This window comes from Streptomyces sp. NPDC006450 (assembly GCF_040612195.1).
Lineage (GTDB): Bacteria > Actinomycetota > Actinomycetes > Streptomycetales > Streptomycetaceae > Streptomyces.
In genome coordinates this window covers 1-17,435 of record NZ_JBEXPT010000055.1, presented here as the reverse complement: position 1 = coordinate 17,435, position 17,435 = coordinate 1, and the positions used below count along the sequence as shown (strand labels likewise).

Here is a 17,435-nt window from a genome sequence, read left to right as displayed (position 1 = left end):
GTCCCCCCCCCGCCGCGCGGCCCTGCTTACATTCCTCACCGCAAAAAACCCGTCGTCGCCCCCCCGCCCCCCACCCCCCGCCCTTACCACGGCGGCGGCCCCCGCCACCCCCGGGGCCCCCTCGGCCGTTCCCGTGAGGCTGCTCATGCCGCCCCCGTGGAGCTACTGCGGCCACTCCCGGGCGCGCAGCGCCATCCCGGAGGCCGAGCGGGTCCCGGTGCGGACCGCGAGCACCTGGTTGACCCCGAGCCGGTTGTGCTCGAAGGCGAGCGCCGAGGCGGCCATGTACAGCCTCCAGACCCGGGCCCGCCCGGGCGAGGTCAGCCGTACCGCCTCCGCCCAGTGCTCTTCGAGCCGGGCCACCCAGGCCCGCAGGGTGAGCGCGTAGTGCTCGCGCAGCGCCTCCACGTCGCGGACCTCGAAGCCGGCCCGCTCCAGCTCGCCGACGGTGGTGCCCAGCGGGGACAGCTCGCCGTCGGGGAAGACGTAGGCGTCTATGAACGCGTCGATCCGGTAGGACTCCTCGTCCGGCTCGGGGCGCCGCGCGATCTGGTGGTTCAGCAGCCTCCCGCCCGGCCGCAGCAGTCCGTACAGGCTCCGGGCGTACGTGCGGTAGCGCTCGGCACCGACGTGTTCGGCCATCCCGATGGAGGAAATGGCGTCGTACGGGCCGTCCTTGACGTCCCGGTAGTCCTGGACCCGGATCTCCACGAGGTCGGCCAGGCCCTCCTCCGCGACCCGCTTGCGGGCGTAGGCGGCCTGTTCGCGCGAGAGCGTGATCCCGGTGACCCTGACCCCGTACTCCCGGGCCGCGTGCAGGGCCATCGAGCCCCAGCCGCAGCCGACGTCCAGGAGGCGGTCCCCGGGTCTCAGGGCGAGCTTGCGGCAGACCAGGTCCAGTTTGTCCCGCTGGGCGTCCTCCAGGCTCCCGCCCGGGGTCCAGTAGGCGCAGGAGTACACCATCGACGGGCCGAGCACCCGCTCGTAGAAGGTGTTGCCCACGTCGTAGTGGTGGCTGACGGCCCGCCGGTCGCTGACCTTGGTGTGCCGGGCCCCGCCGCGGCGGGGTGCCTCCTCGGGCGGCGGAGCCGGCTTGGTCCACGGCCGTGCCAGGCCCACGAGGCTCCGTACGGCGGCCCGGGCGCGCGGATCGCGCAGCAGGGCGGCGGGCCCCCTGTGCTCGGCGGCCGCCGGCACGGGGTCGCGGTCCCGCTCCCAGAGCAGCCCGCCGACGCGGTCCAGCAGCTCGAACAGGTCCCCGTCGGCGGTGAGGTCCCCGGCGACCCAGGCGCGGGCCAGGCCGAGCTCGCCCGGCTTCCACAGGATCCGGCGCAGGGCGCGCCGGTTGTTCAGGACCAGGACGGGTCCGCCGAGCGGGCCGGCCTCGCTGCCGTCCCAGGCCCGGATGCGGACGGGGAGAGGGTCTCCCAGCAGGGTTTCGGCTAAAGCGGCCAGCCGCGGCGCGGCGTCGTTCATGCAAGCCCCTTCGACAAGCTTCGACAAGCTCCGATTGAGTTCCGACCGCACGGCATACCCGGATCCGGTCCCGGATATGCCGAAGGGGCCGCCCGCACCACGGATGGCGGGCGGCCCCTTCGGGTCACGCTGGGTCGTACTGGTCCTGCCGGTCCTGCTGTCCTGCTGGTCCTGCTGGTCCTGCTGGTCCTACGGGGTCAGGAGGCCTTGGCCTTCTGGGCCGGGGCCGGGGTGACGGCGGCCGGAGCCGGCTTGGCGGCCTCGTAGAACTCCTCGCGGGGGGTCTCCAGGGCGCCGAGGGAGACGACCTCGCGCTTGAGGAACATGCCGAGGGTCCAGTCGGCGAAGACGCGGATCTTGCGGTTCCAGGTCGGCATGGCCATGCCGTGGTAGCCACGGTGCATGTACCAGGCGAGCCGGCCCTTGAGCTTGATCTTCATCCCGCCCATGACGATCATCGCCACGCCCTTGTGGAGGCCGAGGCCCGCCACCGCGCCCTTGTTGGAGTGCGCGTACTCCTTCTGCGGGAAGCCGCGCATCCCGGAGATGACGTTGTCGCCGAGGACCTTGGCCTGGCGCAGCGCGTGCTGGGCGTTCGGCGGGCACCAGGCGTTCTCCACGCCGGCCTTGCGGGCGGCGAGGTCGGGCACCTGGGCGTTGTCGCCGGCGGTCCAGATGTAGTCCGTGCCCTTGACCTGGAGGGTCGGCTCGGCGTCCACGTGGCCGCGGGGGCCGAGCGGCAGGCCGTAGCGGGCCAGCACCGGGTTGGGCTTGACGCCGGCGGTCCACACGAGGGTGTTGGAGTCGACCTCGAGGCCGTTCTTCAGCACCACGTGGCCGTCCACGCAGGAGTCCATGGAGGTGTTCAGGTAGATCTCGATGCCGCGCGACTCGAGGTGCTCCTTGCCCCAGGTGCCGAGCTTGGGCCCGACCTCGGGAAGGATCTTGTCGGCCGCGTCGACCAGGATGAAGCGCATGTCCTCGCGCTTGATGCTGGTGTAGTACTTCGCGGCGTCGCGGGCCATGTCCTCGACCTCGCCGATCGTCTCGGCGCCGGCGAAGCCGCCGCCGACGAAGACGAAGGTGAGGGCCTTGCGGCGGACGTCCTCGTCCGTCGTGGACTCGGCCTTGTCGAGCTGCTCGAGTACGTGGTTGCGCAGGCCGATGCCCTCTTCCACGCCCTTCATGCCGATGCCCTGTTCGGCGAGGCCGGGGATCGGGAAGGTGCGGGAGATGGCGCCGAGCGCGATCACCAGGTAGTCGAAGGGCAGCTCGTACGCCTCGCCGACCAGCGGCGTGACGACGGCGACCTTGCGGTCCTGGTCGATGTTCGTGACCCGGCCGGTGAGGACCTCAGCCTTCGGAAGCACGCGTCGCAGCGGTACGACGACGTGCCGAGGCGAGATGCTGCCTGCGGCCACTTCAGGGAGGAAGGGCTGGTAGGTCATGTACGAGCGCGGGTCGACGACCGTGACGGTCGCCTCGCCGTAACGCATCTTCTTCATGATGCGCTTGGCTGCGTACAGGCCTACGTACCCACCTCCTACAACGAGGATCCTGGGACGCTCCGTGGTGCTCATGGAACGAGTATCCAGCACCCCAAGGGGTGACGCTCGTGAGCCCCTTCACAAGGACCTCCGGACCCTCTGCTACACTCCGCCGCCCACGTGACCGAGGTCATGGCGCGAAGCGGGAACCAGGGTGTAACGGGAGTCGTTGAACACCAGTCCTGAACTGGCCTCCAAGCCCTCAAGCGGAGTAGACCACCGCCTTCGTGGATACCTACTGCCAGAGGCTCCCGGCATCCGCCAATCGCACGAACGCGAGCAAAAAGAAGGCCCGAGGGGCCCCGGACTCGCCCAAAAGGCTCCTCCGGAGCCCTCACAGGCATCTTTTCCTTGTGAAGAACTTCACGAAGTTCATGTGGACGACGGGACCTAAGGCCCCCGGACGGCCCTCCGGAACCCCTGTCGGGCATCGCTCGCACGCACGACCGCGGCACGACGGCAGCTACGGGCGGGCGACCGGTCTGACGGGTGCCGGCCCGGACGGACGGGGGACCGGTCGGACGCGACGGTGCCCCCGGCGGGATGCGCCGGGGGCACCGTGGCGTGCGTTCGAGTCGGTCGTCAGGCGATGGACCAGGCGATTCCGTCGAGGATGTCGTGCTCCGAGACCAGGACCTCCGAGGCGCCGACCCGCTCCATGATCGCCAGCAGGACCAGGGCGCCCGCGCCGATCACGTCGACCCGTCCCGGGTGCATCACCGGGATGGCCGCGCGCTCGGCGTGCGTCAGCGTCAGCATCCGCTCGCTGACCTCACGGACCGTCTCGTACGGGATCCGGGAGTGGTGGATCCGCGCCGAGTCGTACGCCTCCAGGCCCAGCGCGATCGCGGCGACCGTGGTCACCGAGCCGGCCAGACCCACCAGGGTGCGCGCCTCGGCCAGCGGGACGGTCTCGGCGGCCAGGTCCAGCGCCGCCTCGATGTCGGCCCGTATCGCGGCCACCTGCTCCGCGGTCGGCGGGTCGGTGACGACCCCGTCCACCGTCAGGTGGCGCTCGGTCATCCGGACACAGCCCACGTCGACGGAGCGGGCCGCCCGGACGTGCTCGGTGCCGACCACGAACTCCGTGGAGCCGCCGCCGATGTCCACCACGAGGAAGGGCCGCTCCAGGCCGGTGTGGCCGGTCAGCTCACCGGTGGCGCCGGTGAAGGAGAACTCGGCCTCCTGGTCGCCGCTGATCACCTCGGGCTCGACGCCCAGGATGTCCAGGACCCCGCGGACGAACTCGTCCCGGTTCTCCGCGTCCCGGGAGGCCGAGGTCGCCACGAACCGCACCCGCTCGGCGCCGAGTTCCTTGATGACCGCCGCGTACTCGCGGCAGGCCGCGAAGGTGCGCTCCAGGGCCTCCGGGGCCAGCCGGCCCGTCTTGTCGACGCCCTGGCCGAGCCGGACGACGATCATCCGGCGGTCCAGCTCGATCAGCTCGCCGGTGGCGCGGTCGAGGTCCGCGACGAGGAGCCGGATGGAGTTCGTACCGCAGTCGACGGCCGCGACCCGGCTCACGCGCCCGCCTCCGTCGCTCCGGCCTCCACGGCCGTGTTCTCTTCGGCCTTCTTCTCCCCGCACGGGGTGACGCAGGCGCCCTTGGCCCACCACTCGGGCAGCATCGCCAGGGCCTCGTCGCCGAACGGGTTCACGCCCGGGCCCGCGGCCAGGGAGTGGCCGACCAGCACGTGCAGGCACTTGACCCGGTCCGGCATGCCGCCGGCGCTCGGGAAGCCCTGGAGCACCTCGATGGCGTCGCGGCGGGTGATGTAGTCCTCGTGCGCGGCCCGGTAGGCGTCGGCCAGTTCGGGGTCCACGGCGAGGCGGGCCTGCATCTCCTTCATCACGCCGTTGGCCTCCAGCGTGCCGATCGCACCGGCTGCGCGCGGGCAGGTCAGGTAGTACAGCGTCGGGAAGGGGGTGCCGTCGGGGAGTCGCGGTGCGGTCTCCACCACGTCCGGCTGCCCGCAGGGGCAGCGGTGCGCGATGGCGCGCAGCCCGCGCGGAGGGCGGCCGAGCTGCTGCTCGAACGCCTCGATGTCGGCGGCGGTCGGCTCGGTCCGGTCGGTCTGGGGCGGGGGCGTCTGCATGCCTGGAGGAAGTCTTTTCGTTCTCGTGGATGGGTGGGACTCAGTCGCCCGGGCGGTCGGCCTTGTCGACGCCGTCCCAGACGTTGGAGTACCAGGGCCGGTCGGTGGCGGCCTGTCCGCTGCGGCGCTGCTCTGCGCCGCCGGCACCGGGGTCGGTCATGATGTAGCTGATCTCCCCCGGCCGGACGAAGTGCAGGTGCTTGCGCGCCTGCTGCTCGGCGTACGCGTTGTCCTGCCAGCGGGCCTTCTCGTCGCGCAGCCGTTCCAGTCGGTCCCGTGCGGCGACGGCGTCCTTCTGCTGCTTCGCGATCTCCGAGCGCTGGGACACGTACTGGCGCATCGGATACGCGAGGGCGACGACCAGGGTACAGAGGACGAGGACGAGCAGGGCGGCCCGGCCGGTGAGCCGGCTGCGGCGGACCTGCCTGCGGGACTGCGAGCGGTACACGTGCGCCGCGGTCCGCTCGCCCAGCTGCTTGAGCCTGGTCGCGGTCGAGAACGTGGCGAACCGGTCCCGGTTCCCGGCCATTGATCCGCCTCCCCTATATGCGCACGACGCACTACGTCCCCGCACACGGTACGGGACCGAGTGCGGGGACGTAGGGAGGCTTGCGCCCGAAAGGGACTGATCAGCCCTTGAAGCGCGGGAACGCGCTGCGGCCCGCGTACACCGCGGCGTCGTCGAGGATCTCCTCGATGCGCAGCAGCTGGTTGTACTTGGCGACGCGGTCCGAGCGGGCCGGGGCGCCGGTCTTGATCTGGCCGCAGTTCACGGCGACGGCGAGGTCGGCGATGGTGACGTCCTCGGTCTCACCGGAGCGGTGCGACATCATGCACTTGAAACCGTTGCGCTGGGCCATCTCGACGGCGTCCAGGGTCTCGGTCAGCGAACCGATCTGGTTCACCTTGACGAGCAGGGCGTTCGCCGAGCCCTCTTCGATGCCGCGGGCGAGACGCTCGGGGTTGGTGACGAAGAGGTCGTCGCCGACGATCTGGACCTTGGAGCCCAGGCGGTCGGTGAGGGTCTTCCAGCCCGACCAGTCGTCCTCGAACAGCGGGTCCTCGATGGAGACGAGCGGGTACGCCTCGACGAGCTCGGCGTAGTAGTCGGTCATCTCGGCGGCCGAGCGGGACTTGCCCTCGAACTCGTAGTTGCCGTCCTTGTAGAACTCGGACGCGGCGACGTCGAGCGCGAGCGCGATCTGGGTGCCCGGGACGTAGCCGGCCTGCTTAATGGCCTCGACGATGAGGTCGAGCGCGGCGCGGTTGGACTCCAGGTTCGGCGCGAAGCCGCCCTCGTCGCCCAGACCGGTGGAGAGGCCCTTGGTGTGCAGGACCTTCTTGAGGGTGTGGTAGACCTCGGCACCCCAGCGGAGGGCCTCGGAGAAGGACTCCGCGCCGATCGGGGCGATCATGAACTCCTGGATGTCGACGTTGGAGTCGGCGTGCGACCCACCGTTCAGGATGTTCATCATCGGAACGGGCAGCAGGTGCGCGTTCGGGCCGCCGAGGTAGCGGAAGAGCGGCAGGTCCGAGGCCTCGGACGCGGCGTGCGCGACGGCGAGGGAGACACCGAGGATGGCGTTGGCTCCGAGGGAGCCCTTGTTCTCGGTGGCGTCCAGGTCGATCATCGCCTGGTCGATCAGGCGCTGCTCGGTGGCGTCGTAGCCGACGAGCTCCGGGCCGATCTGCTCGATGACGGCGAGGACGGCCTTCTCTACGCCCTTGCCCATGTAACGGTTGGGGTCACCGTCACGGAGCTCAACGGCTTCGAACGCTCCGGTGGAGGCGCCGGACGGGACTGCAGCACGGCCGGTGCTGCCATCGTCGAGGCCCACCTCGACCTCGACCGTGGGGTTGCCTCGGGAGTCCAGGATTTCCCGGGCTACGACGACGTCGATGGACGGCACGAGCATCTCCTTCTGGGATGTGACGCTGGGTGTGCGGTGGCATGTCAGGCCGTGGGATGGCCTTGCCGCCTAGAGCCTAACCGCCTCGGGGCACTCGACCGCCCGACCGCCCGGGTCCTGGGACGAAAAAGGGCCTGAATGCCCCTCTTACAGGACATAGGGCTCTTGCTCGGCGGCCATTTCGGAGGCTCCGTCAGGCCGGACGCACCCGCACACAGCACCGCCCGGCGCGAAGGGGGTTGCGCGCCGGGCGGTGGGATGACGTGGTGGAGCTACTGCGTGGAACTACTGCGCGTCGCGAAAGCGGCCGCGCCCGACCTCACAGGTTTCAGCTGAGCTTCAGCTTCTGGCCCGGGAAGATCAGGTCGGCGTCCGTGACGATGTCCTTGTTGAGCTCGTAGAGCTTCTCCCAGCCACCGGACACGCTGTTCGCGTCGGCGATCGCACCCAGCGTGTCGCCGGACTTGACCTCGTAGGAGCCGTTGCCCGTCTTGGGGGCCTCGGGCTTCGCGGCCGGGCGCTCGGAGCGGGTGGTCGGAGCCTCGGCGCGCTTGGTCTCCTTCTTCGACTCGGCCTTCTTCTCCTGCTTCTGCGCGGGCTTCGGCTGCGTCTTCGGCTTGGCGGGAGTCTGCGCCGAGCCGCCGGTGTAGGAGGAGTTCGACAGGCCCACGCCGCAGTGCGGCCAGGCGCCCTTGCCCTGGCCCTTGAGGACCTTCTCGGCGATGGCTATCTGCTGCGACTTGGAGGCCTGGTTGGCCTGCGCGGCGTACGTCTTGCCGCCGTACGCGGCCCACGTGGAGGACGAGAACTGCAGGCCGCCGTAGTAGCCGTTGCCCGTGTTGATGGACCAGTTGCCGCCGGACTCGCACGAGGCGACGCGGTCCCACTCGGAAGCGGTCGCGGCCGAAGCGGTGCCCGCGGCCATCAGCGGAGCCGCGACGGCGACACCGGCGACGCCGGCGAGCGTGACGATGCGGACGGCCTTGGAGCCGCGACGGTGCTTGCCCTTGCCCGAAAGCAGCATGGAGTTCTCCTCACCGACGCCTACGAGGTGAGCTGTCGGGTTCGGGCGAGTGAGTGCCCGGCCGAGCGACCTAGCGCTTGGCTTAACCCCTAGCCGGCTGATGTGACCGTCTCTCAACGGCCGCTACCGGCGCCTACCTTGGTTCCCCCGCTCCTGCCTTCGGCGCTTGACGCGACGAGTGTTCCCTCCGTCCGCCGGCAGGATTCGGCGATGCGGTCGAAGGAGCCCGCGGTGGCGAGCGATTCAGAAGGTAGACAGGTCTCCCCCCGATGTTCAACGAGCGACATCGGGGGGAACCCGCCCCTACTTGCACTCCCCGGAAGGGTGTTTGCGCAGGTGAGGGCGGGGTTTGCGGAACCCGTCGGGCCGGACACGCCAGTTGACCTGAAGAGACACATGTCTCACTTACAGAAAACGGACAATCAGCTGGTTCCGGGCGCCTCAAGTGTCCCTATTCGTGCGTTAGATCCAGATTCTGGCCGGGCTTGATCAGGTCCGCGTCCCCGCCGATGACCTGCTCGTTGGCCTCGTAGAGGCCCTTCCAGCCGCCCTTTACTCCGGTAGCGTCCGCGATCGTGATCAGGCTGTCGCCCTCCTTCACGGTGTACGTCGGGTCCGACGCGGCGTCAGACGCGACGGGCGTCTCGACGGCGGCCTGGCCGCGGTGCTTGCCGCCGCCCTCGGTCGCACCGGGGGTCGCCGGAGCGGCCGGGGAGGCGGATCCGCCGGGTGCGGCCGGAGTCGTCGGGGCCGTGGGATCAACCGGGTTGAGGGGATCTGCCGGGTTCGCCGAATTGCCCGGGTTCGTCGGGTTCGCCGGGTTCCCCGGGTCGGACGGGGTCACCGGAGCCGTCGGGTCCACCGGCAGGGTGGGGTCGTCCGGCAGCGTCGGGACCGCGGACGGCGGCGTGGGAGTCGTGGGGTCCGCCGGGCTCGTCGGAGGCGTCGGGTCGCCCGGGAGGCCGGGAGGCGGTGTCTGGAGGTCCGGCTCCGGCATGACGGGCAGTTCGCCCGGCACGCCGATCGGATAGTCGGGCAGCACCGAGGCCGACGAGCTCGGGCCCTGCTGCGTCGGGGCGCCGAAGTCCGTGGACCGCTTGCCCGATCCGGTGCCGGGCACGGAGTCGTCCGGGCGGGACGGGGCGGGGGCGACGGATCCGGAACCGCTGGGCAGGCCCGGGTCCACCGCGGCGGCGGGCGCGTCCTGCGTCAGGCCGGCCTGCACCCCGCACAGCGGCCACGCCTGGGGGCCCTGGGAAGCCAGGACCCGTTCGGCCACGGCGATCTGCTGGGAGCGGCTGGCGAGGTCGGCGCGCTCGGCGAAGTCGAGCCCGCCGGCGCTCTTCCACTGCTCCTGACTGAACTGCAGTCCGCCGTAGGCTCCACCGCCGAAGTTGGCACTCCACGTGCCACCGCTCTCGCACTCGGCGACCCTGTCCCATGTGGAGGTCTCCGCGGCGCTCGCTCCGGTGGCGGCGAGCAGGGGCAGGGCGAGTGCTGTGCCGGTGACTCCGGCGGTGACGACAAGTGCGGGCACTTGTCGGGGGCGTCTGTGGCGGCCGTTCCCGGAACGCATGAGGCTGCACCTTTCGCATAACGGCGGGGTAACGGCAGAACCTAGCGGCCTTCGAACGCCAGTCACAAGTTGGGGCGGTGAACTGACCTCCGGTCAGGGTGGTTTCAGGTGTTTTGGGGTTTTGATTCGGCCGTGAAGCGGACCGGAAGCGTCCGCAGGCCCCGCATGATGAGCCCGCCGCGCCAGCGCAGTTCCTCGGGAGGCACGGCCAGTTCCAGGTCGGGCAGGCGCGTCAGCAGGGTCGCGAGCCGGAAGGCGGTCCCACGGTCTCGGCGCCGCGCACCGTCACGCGCAACAGCGGGATGGTGGGCCGGACGTACACGGGCGTTCCCGCACGCCGCTCGTTCAGCCACGCCACCAGCAGCGGCCATGCCCCGCGCTGCCACCACGACAGCTGTCGCTCACGGATGCGCTGCGCCGGCCCGAATTTCGCGGGGATCTCCGTCCAGGTGATCCCCGTACGCAACCGGTGCAGCATGCCGTTCAGCGCCAACCGCAGGTCGATCTTGGTCTTGGTGAACGACGCAGGCGGGTAGATCGCTTCCAGGACGCTCCGCACGTCGGCCCACTCCTCCTCCGCCACATCAGCCGGTACGTCCCGCATCGCTGCTACATGCCATTGCGTCACCGGGCAGCGCGCACCTGACTTCTTCTGAAAGCGGTGATTCTCGGCCTCGACCTGCACATCGAACAGGCTGAACAGTTCCGCCTTCTCCTCCAAGCCGGGAGCCCCCGGGCTCAGCCGCCTGCCGGGAAGCCACTCCTGGGAGCGCTCCTCGCCAAGGGACTCAGCGAGCTGTTCCCAGACTTCGCTCTCGACCTCGTCCGCGTTCAGGTAAACGTCGTCACATCCACGGACGTTTCCCTTGCAGCGGTACAGGCGTGTCTCTCGGCCTCGACCCCCTCCGCCCGTGTAGACCTCACCGCAGTTGCCCTTGATCCGCGTGGACAGGGGGTACAGGGAGTTCTCACGACGGGACTCGAGGCTAAGTCCTTCCATGGCGGAACGGAGCTGCGCGCGACGTGCCGCGTCGCAGACCTCCGGCATGGGGATCTTGACGGCATCTCCGTACTTGCGCTGTCCGTCCTCACCGACCGCTGTCTTGCCGCCTTCCTTCCGGTAGGTGACGCAGAGGTCAAGGACGGGCTCACTGCCGAGACGCTTGATGAGGTTTGCGACGGTCCAGGGACGCCCGCTACGGGTGACCCTGTTGTTGTCATTGAGGTGCGCGCAAGTCTTGGAGTAGTTCAGCTCGAGATCGATCAGGCAGTGCGCTGCCATGCCCAGAGTCCGGACTTCCTCCTCGCACAGAACGATGGTCGATCCGCTCCGCCCCTTGTTCAACAACTCGAAGCCGTACGGCGGCGGCCCACCTGCCCAGCCGCCCGCCTGTAGCTTCCACTCCCTGCCGCTCCAGGTCCTCGAGAAGATCAGCTCGTGTTCCAGCTCGGCGAGGTGCGCCAGTGTCGGCATGGCGACCTGGAACTCGAGTGCGTCGTCCGAATCGATCCGGCCGTCCGAGGTGACTACGCGGGTGCCCTTGTCGACCATCGCCCGGACCCAGTCACTGGTGATCCGGGCGGTGCGACCGTAACGGTCCAGCTTCTGCGCGATGGCCAGATCGACCTTTCCGGCCCGGACGAGACCTTCGATGAGCGCCTTGTCATCGCGCTGATCGAGCTTTCCGGAGACACCGTCCGCGAAGACGCCGACGATCTCGTAGGGGGTGTCTCGCAGATGGCTGTCGAGCCACGACCGGCAGTCCTTCTCTTGCTGCTTGAGTCCGGACCTGCTGATCTGCGCCTTCGTCGACACCCGGAGGTAGATGACGACCTGGAGGGCACCGTTCCTGGCCTTGCCGGTCCTGACTCCACTTGCTTTGCTCTTCTTGGGCAGGGTTGAATCACGCACGGTCAGTCCTTCCCGACTGGCAAGTCAGACCCTGGAGCCTTCTTAGCGGGACGCTCCGGGGTCTTGGCGTTTCCAAAGCGTAGGCGCCTCGGAAGGTGCCCGTGGGGGAAACCCGGCGCTTCGCCCGTCCGGGAAGGCGATGACTTCCAGGCCGCTGCCGACCACCGCCTCAGCAAGAGCCCGTCAGCGGGCCTTTCGCGCCTCCGGGACAGGGCTGGGCGTGAAGCGGACCGGCAGGGTGCGCAGGCCGCGCATGATGAGCCCACCACGCCAGCGCAGTTCTGCCGGGTCCTCGGCGAGTTCCAGGTCCGGCAGCCGGGTCAGCAGCTCAGCGAGGGCTGTTTGGCCTTCGAGACGGGCCAAGGGTGCTCCCAGGCAGTAGTGAATGCCGTGGCCGTACCCCAGATGTTGGTTGTCGCTCCTGGCAAGGTCGAGCGTGTCCGGTTCACTGAACCGCTCCGGGTCGCGGTCGGCAGCAGCGAGGACGACGAGAACGGGGTCGCCGACCGGGATGTCCTGGCCGCCCAGAGTCAGCGGCTCCGTCGCGTACCGCCAGGTGGCCATTTCCACGGGGCCGTCGTAGCGCAGCAGCTCTTCGATGCCGGTTTCAAGCAGGTCGGTCTCTCCCGCAGCGAGGGAAGCCTGGAGGCATTCACGCTGGTCCGGGTTCTGCAGCAGGGCGTAGGTCCCGTTGCCGATGAGGTTGATCGTCGTCTCAAACCCGGCGAAAAGTAGCACGAAGCACATGGCGGCCGCCTCGTTCTCGGTGAGGTGCTCGCCGTGGTCGCTCGCCCGGATCAGTCCAGAGATCAGGTCGTCGCCCAGGTCGTCGCGCTTGCGGCGGATCAGTTCGACGAGGTAGCTGCGGATCTGCTTGACCGCGCGAGCCACGCCGCCGCGCGGGCCACCCGCGTGGCGGATCATCATGCCGGCCCAGTCGCGGAAGTCGTCCTGGTCCTCTCGCGGTACACCCAGCATCTCGCAGATGGCGTAGATGGGGAGCGGGAAGGCGAACTCGTGGATGAGGTCGGCCTCCCCCTTCTCGCAGAACCGGTCGATGAGGTGGTCGGTCAGCTCCTGCACCCTCGGGGTGAACTCGGCGACCCTGCGCGGGGTGAACGCCTTCGACACCAGGCGGCGCAGCCGCGTGTGGTCCGGCGGGTCGATGTTGAGGAGGTGGGTCATCAGCTCGGCCTTGCGCTCCCCCGGGATCCCGGTCCGGCCCTTGGCGTGCGCGGAGCCTTCGTGGTGGGCCGGGTTCTTGCTGAGCCGCTGGTCGGCGAGGGCCTGGCGGGCGTCTGCGTACCGGGTGACGAGCCAGGCCTCGACCCCGCTGGGGAGCGTGGTGCGGTGCACGGGCGCGTGCTCGCGCAGCCAGGCGTACGCCGGGTAGGGGTCGGTCGCGAACTCCCAGTCGAACAGGGTCGGCGGGGCGGATCCGTTCGCGGACGGATCCGAGGACGGATCCGCGGACGGGTCGGCGGCGGGCTCTTCGGGGGCTGCGGGGGTCTGCTCGTGCACCCGGAGACCGTATCCCGCCCGCCACCCATCACCCCATATGGCCTATTTATCGCGGCTGTCCGTAGATCGGCCCTGCCTTGACCTCAGGTTCCCCGGCGTTCCTACTTTCGGTTTTGTGGATGTGAGGATCTTGAAAAGCAGCTTCGCGGTGGTGGAGAGACGGGCCGAGCACGCGGTCAAGTTCTTCTACTCCCACCTCTTCTGGCACAACCCCGGAGTCCGTGATCTCTTCCCGGCCTCCTTCGAAGACATGGAACGACAGCGGGACCGGCTCTTCGCCGCGCTCACCCATGTGATCGCCCACCTGGAGAACGAAACGCTCCTCCCCTATCTCCGCGACCTCGGGCGCGACCACCGCAAGTTCCTGGCGGGGCCCGAGCACTACGCGGCCGTGGGCACCAGCCTGATCGCCGCGCTCGCCGAGGCCTCCGGCTCCGCCTGGCATCCACAGGCCGAAAAGGCCTGGTCAGAGGCGTACCAAATGATCGCCGACGCGATGATGGCCGGCGCCGCCTCCAGTGACGACCCGCCCTGGTGGGACGCGGAAGTCGTGCGCCACCTGCTGTACGGACAGGACATCGGCGTCCTCACCCTTCGCCCGCACGCCCCCTTCCCCCATCTCCCGGGCCAGTACACGAGCGTGAGCAGCGACCGGGTGCCCACGACCTGGCGCACGTACTCCCTGGGGAACGCGCCCCGCGCGGACGGAACGCTCGACCTGCACGTCAGCCGCATCGAAGGGGGCCGCCTCAGCACCGCCCTGATCCGTGAGACGCAGCCCGGGGACATGCTGCGGCTCGGCGCGGCCGGCGGGCAGATGACCTTCCGCCGCGAGGACCGCCCGGTCAGCTTCATAGCCGCCGGCACCGGCTGGGCCCCGGTCCGCGCCATGCTGGAGGACCTGGCGGAACACCCTCCCGATCAGGACGTACGGCTCTTCGTGGTCGCACGCGACGCCGCCCACCTCTACGACCGCCCGCTCATCGACGCGTACGCGGCCTCCCTGGGCTGGCTGAGCGTCACCTACATCACCCCCGCCCCCGGTCAGCACCGCAACGAGGCCACCGGCCGGCTGGCGACCGCGCTCAGCAACCGCGGGCTCTGGCCCGACCAGGACGTCTACCTCAGCGGTCCGCCGCAGTTCATCCGCGAGACCTCGTACCTCCTGGAGGAGCTCGGCGCGCGCCCCGACAGGATTTTCTACGACGCCGTACCTGCCAGTGGCACAGGCCAGGACCAGGTGGACCGCCCGATGGGCTTCGGCGAATGGTTCCTGAACCGCCCCGACCCGCACTGGCACAACCCGTCGGGGCGCGCGCCCCGGGCGTACTGACGCCGCCGAGCGTGCCTCCCGCTGCTGAGGGCTACTCGCCGACGCCCTCGGCCGTACGGATCGCGTCACGGTAGGTGCGGGCCGCCGCGCGCAGCGCGGTCTCGGGGTCGGTCCCCGCCGCCTCGGCGCGCGCCGCCAGATCCAGCAGTTCGTACCCGACGCCCTCCCCGCGGGGCAGTTCCACGGGCACCGCCCCCGCGCGGGCGCGGCCCGCCAGCTTGGCCGCGAGCGCGAGACCGGGCTGGCCGAGCGGGATCCCGTCGGTCACCGACTCCCGCTGCTTCTCCACCTGCTTGGTGCGCTGCCAGTGTGCGTGCACGTCCTCCGGGGTCCGCGCGGTCGCGTCGCCGAAGACGTGCGGGTGCCGGTGGATCAGCTTCTCGACGAGGGTTCCGGCCACGTCGTCGATGGAGAACGGCTCGTCCTCTTCACCGGGGCCGCCCTCCTCCGCGATGCGCGCGTGGAAGACCACCTGGAGCAGGACGTCCCCGAGCTCCTCGCGGAGCTCTTCGCGGTCCCCGTCCTCGATGGCCTCGACCAGCTCGTAGGCCTCTTCGATGGCGTACTTCGCCAGTCCCTCGTGCGTCTGCTGCGAGGTCCAGGGGCATTCGCGCCGGACCCGGTCCATGACCTGGACGAGGTCGAGCAGGCGTGCGCCCGGCAGATCGTACGAGCCCGGAAGCAGCTCCAGGTCCGGTACGGCGACCCGGCCCGAGCCGGCGAAGCGGGCCAGCCCGTCGGTGAGCCGCCGGTCGCCCTCGCCGCTGAGCAGGACGACGACCGTGTGCCCGCCGGCGCACTCCTCGATCAGCGCCTGGGCGTCGGGGGTCTCCAGGGCCACGTCGACGCCCGCCTCGCGGAGGTAGGGGAGCTGGACGTGGCCCGGGTCGGCGCACAGCACCCGGTCCGCGGCGTGCAGGGTCTGCCAGGCGGGCCAGGACAGCACGCCGGGGGCCACCCGGTGGCTCGTGGTCAGCAGCACGATGCGGCCGGTGGGCTCGGAGGACACGTCGTCAGTCACCCTCCGAACCTACCTCCCCGCGGGGACGGCCCGGGCCGTCGGCCTAGGCGCCGGCCGGGGGCTGCTCGGGCCGGGTGACCTGGGTGATCCAGGGGGTGGCGTGCTCGCCGAGGGTGACCCGCTGGGGGTCCCAGACGCCGTAGCGCGGGTTCACCTCGATGCCGAGATTCGCCGCGGCCTTCGCGGCGGGCTCGGCGAGCTTGCCCTCGCCGTACTTGGCGTTCAGCTTCTCGAAGAGCACCTGGTCCCGGACCCAGCGCTCGATCTGGTCGGGGGCGACGGCGGCCTTCTGCAGGATCGCCTCCTCGAAGGCGGCCGCCCCGCGGTTGCCCTCGTCGTAGGCCTTGCGGGCGTCCTGGAGCTCCTTGGGGGTGACGGTGATCCCGGCGTCCTTCGCCATCCGGTCGAGGATCCGGCTCTGCAGCATGGTGCTGAGCTTGACCCGGTCGAGCTGCGGGACGGCCGCGATGAGCTCGGCCGCGTGTTCGGAGCGGTTCTGCGCGGTGCGGACGTCGTTCACCTGGGCCTGGAGCGCGGAGGTGGTGATCCGTTCGCCGCCGATCACGGCCGCGGTGCCGGGGCGTGCTTCGCCCGAGCACGCGGACAGCAGAGGGGCCGCCAGGAGCAGGGCGGCGGAAACGGAGAGCGCTGTGCGACGGTGCAAAGGAGCCTCCAGGGCCGGGAGATTGTGCTTCGGTGCACAAGGGCCGTGCGGTGATCGATGTTATGCAGTCGAGGTGATCAGAGCCACTGGTTCGACCAACGATTCCGGGGGTGTTGGGGTTCGCGTCCACCGATGGCCACCCTTCGGCCCACCGGGAGTGCCAGGGTCGGCCCACCATGTCGACACCGCACCGCTCCCCGCGCCGCCCGAGCCTGTCCGGCTCGGCGCTCGCCGCCCTGGTCACGGCGGTGGCCGTGTGCGCCGGAGACGCCGTGGCGCGCGTCTTCCCGTACGGGCCGCGCCACCGCAGCATCAACGACCTCGGCAATCAGTTCGTGCCCTTCCACGCACACCTGTGGGACCTGCTGCACGGGCGCGCCGCCGGCGGGCTGCTGCTGAACTGGCAGTCCGGGTACGGGACCAGCTTCCTGCCCGACCTCGGGACCTACCTGGCCAGCCCGTTCGCGGTCCTGGTGGGGCTGTTCCCGCGCCAGGACATCGACCTCGCGGTGTACGTGGTCACCGTGCTCAAGACGGCGGCCGCCGCGGCGGCGATGGCCTGGCTGCTGCGCACCCAGCGGCGCGGGCCGGCGTGGGCCGCGGGACTGCTCGGGGCCTCGTACGCGCTGTGCGGCTGGTCGGTGATCGAGGCCTCGTACAACCCGATGTGGCTGGACGGTTTGACCGCCTTCCCGCTCCTGTGTCTGACGGGTGAATGGGCGCTGCGCTCGCGCCGCCCGGTGGCGGCCGTCGTGGTGGTGGCGGTCTGCTGGACGGCGAACTTCTACACCGCCTACATGGCGACGCTGGGCGCGGTCCTGGTGCTGCTGGTCCGGCTGTTCCTGACCCGGGAGGGCGCGGGGGACCGGCTACGAGTCCTCGCGCGGGCGGCGCTGACCACCACGCTGGGCGTCGCCCTGTCGGCGCCGGTGCTCGTACCCCTCTTCCTCAGCTCGAAGCGGGCCTACCCGGGGTGGTTCAAGCCGTTCGAGCCGGTGGCGACCGGGGACCTGCTGGCCCGGCTGCTGCCCGCCACCTACTCCTTCTCCTCCCCCGCCCTGTTCATCGGCACCGGGACCCTGCTGCTCGCGGCGGCCCTGCCCTTCCACCGGGCCGTGCCGGGGCGGGAGCGGCTGGTGTGGACCGGGCTCGTCCTGCTGGTGCTGCTGTCCTTCCAGTGGATTCCGGCGCACCTGGCCTGGCACCTCTTCGCGACGCCCAACGGCAGCCCCTACCGGCAGACCTTCGTGCTGGCCGGGATCGTGGTGATGGCCGCCTGGGCGGGGCTGACATCGGCGGGCCGCCCGCCCGGCGCGCGGGCACTGGCGGGCGGCGCGGCGGTCCTGGCGGCCGTG

The 17,435-nt window shown here is 70.4% G+C and carries 14 protein-coding genes, 1 pseudogene and 1 riboswitch; of the genes and pseudogenes, 2 read left to right on the top strand and 13 right to left on the bottom strand.

The window, feature by feature from the left end:
- Positions 1 to 162: 162 nt before the first annotated feature.
- The 11 genes and pseudogenes from ABZY57_RS18325 to ABZY57_RS18275 all read right to left on the bottom strand — a co-directional run bounded on the left by ABZY57_RS18325 (position 163) and on the right by ABZY57_RS18275 (position 12,963).
- Positions 163 to 1,476: a cyclopropane-fatty-acyl-phospholipid synthase family protein gene (locus ABZY57_RS18325; protein ID WP_356513078.1), complete on the bottom strand. Its 1,314-nt coding sequence runs from the start codon at positions 1,474 to 1,476 to the stop codon at positions 163 to 165.
- 197 nt (positions 1,477 to 1,673) lie between these two features.
- Positions 1,674 to 3,056, bottom strand: a complete 1,383-nt coding sequence (locus tag ABZY57_RS18320) for an NAD(P)/FAD-dependent oxidoreductase (protein WP_356513076.1) — start codon at positions 3,054 to 3,056, stop codon at positions 1,674 to 1,676.
- A 549-nt stretch (positions 3,057 to 3,605) separates the two neighbouring features.
- Positions 3,606 to 4,547 (bottom strand): Ppx/GppA phosphatase family protein, encoded by a 942-nt coding sequence (locus tag ABZY57_RS18315; RefSeq protein ID WP_356513074.1) that lies wholly within the window; start codon positions 4,545 to 4,547, stop codon positions 3,606 to 3,608.
- The gene (locus ABZY57_RS18310; protein WP_356513072.1) at positions 4,544 to 5,119 is read right to left on the bottom strand and encodes a DUF501 domain-containing protein; all 576 of its coding nucleotides are present in this window, start codon (positions 5,117 to 5,119) and stop codon (positions 4,544 to 4,546) included. Before ABZY57_RS18310 ends, ABZY57_RS18315 begins: the two co-directional genes overlap by 4 nt.
- Positions 5,120 to 5,159: 40 nt before the next feature.
- Positions 5,160 to 5,648 (bottom strand): septum formation initiator family protein, encoded by a 489-nt coding sequence (locus ABZY57_RS18305; protein WP_243335220.1) that lies wholly within the window; start codon positions 5,646 to 5,648, stop codon positions 5,160 to 5,162.
- A 100-nt stretch (positions 5,649 to 5,748) separates the two neighbouring features.
- A complete protein-coding gene (gene eno, locus ABZY57_RS18300; RefSeq protein ID WP_356513069.1) occupies positions 5,749 to 7,035 on the bottom strand; it encodes a phosphopyruvate hydratase in 1,287 nt (428 codons plus the stop codon).
- A gap of 322 nt (positions 7,036 to 7,357) precedes the next feature.
- On the bottom strand, positions 7,358 to 8,053 hold the full coding sequence (locus ABZY57_RS18295; RefSeq protein ID WP_356513067.1) for a transglycosylase family protein: 696 nt from the start codon (positions 8,051 to 8,053) through the stop codon (positions 7,358 to 7,360).
- 2 nt (positions 8,054 to 8,055) lie between these two features.
- Positions 8,056 to 8,228: riboswitch (cyclic di-AMP (ydaO/yuaA leader) on the bottom strand.
- Positions 8,229 to 8,504: 276 nt separating this feature from the next.
- Entirely contained in the window at positions 8,505 to 9,590 is a 1,086-nt protein-coding gene (locus tag ABZY57_RS18290) for a transglycosylase family protein (protein WP_356513065.1), read from the bottom strand.
- Positions 9,591 to 9,733: 143 nt separating this feature from the next.
- Positions 9,734 to 9,877: pseudogene (locus ABZY57_RS18285) on the bottom strand (cytochrome P450); the annotation flags it as partial.
- On the bottom strand, positions 9,862 to 11,541 hold the full coding sequence (locus tag ABZY57_RS18280) for a recombinase family protein (protein WP_356513063.1): 1,680 nt from the start codon (positions 11,539 to 11,541) through the stop codon (positions 9,862 to 9,864). The gene ABZY57_RS18280 and the pseudogene ABZY57_RS18285, both read right to left, overlap by 16 nt.
- Before the next feature lie 183 nt (positions 11,542 to 11,724).
- The gene (locus tag ABZY57_RS18275; protein ID WP_356513114.1) at positions 11,725 to 12,963 is read right to left on the bottom strand and encodes a cytochrome P450; all 1,239 of its coding nucleotides are present in this window, start codon (positions 12,961 to 12,963) and stop codon (positions 11,725 to 11,727) included.
- 220 nt (positions 12,964 to 13,183) lie between these two features.
- Between ABZY57_RS18275 and ABZY57_RS18270 the strand changes: the two genes are divergently transcribed.
- Complete coding sequence (locus tag ABZY57_RS18270) at positions 13,184 to 14,395, top strand: globin domain-containing protein (protein WP_356513061.1); 1,212 nt, start codon at positions 13,184 to 13,186, stop codon at positions 14,393 to 14,395.
- Between the two features lie 31 nt (positions 14,396 to 14,426).
- On the opposite strand, the gene ABZY57_RS18265 is transcribed toward ABZY57_RS18270, so the two are convergent.
- Both ABZY57_RS18265 and ABZY57_RS18260 read right to left on the bottom strand, forming a co-directional pair.
- Entirely contained in the window at positions 14,427 to 15,404 is a 978-nt protein-coding gene (locus tag ABZY57_RS18265; RefSeq protein WP_356513112.1) for a nucleoside triphosphate pyrophosphohydrolase, read from the bottom strand.
- A gap of 55 nt (positions 15,405 to 15,459) precedes the next feature.
- Positions 15,460 to 16,080 carry a SurA N-terminal domain-containing protein gene (locus ABZY57_RS18260; protein ID WP_356513059.1) on the bottom strand — a complete coding sequence of 207 codons (621 nt, stop codon included), beginning with the start codon at positions 16,078 to 16,080 and terminating at the stop codon, positions 15,460 to 15,462.
- Positions 16,081 to 16,256: 176 nt separating this feature from the next.
- Between ABZY57_RS18260 and ABZY57_RS18255 the strand changes: the two genes are divergently transcribed.
- Positions 16,257 to 17,435, top strand: a 1,179-nt coding sequence (locus ABZY57_RS18255) for a YfhO family protein (RefSeq protein WP_356513057.1), incomplete at its 3' end; no start/stop codon positions are given.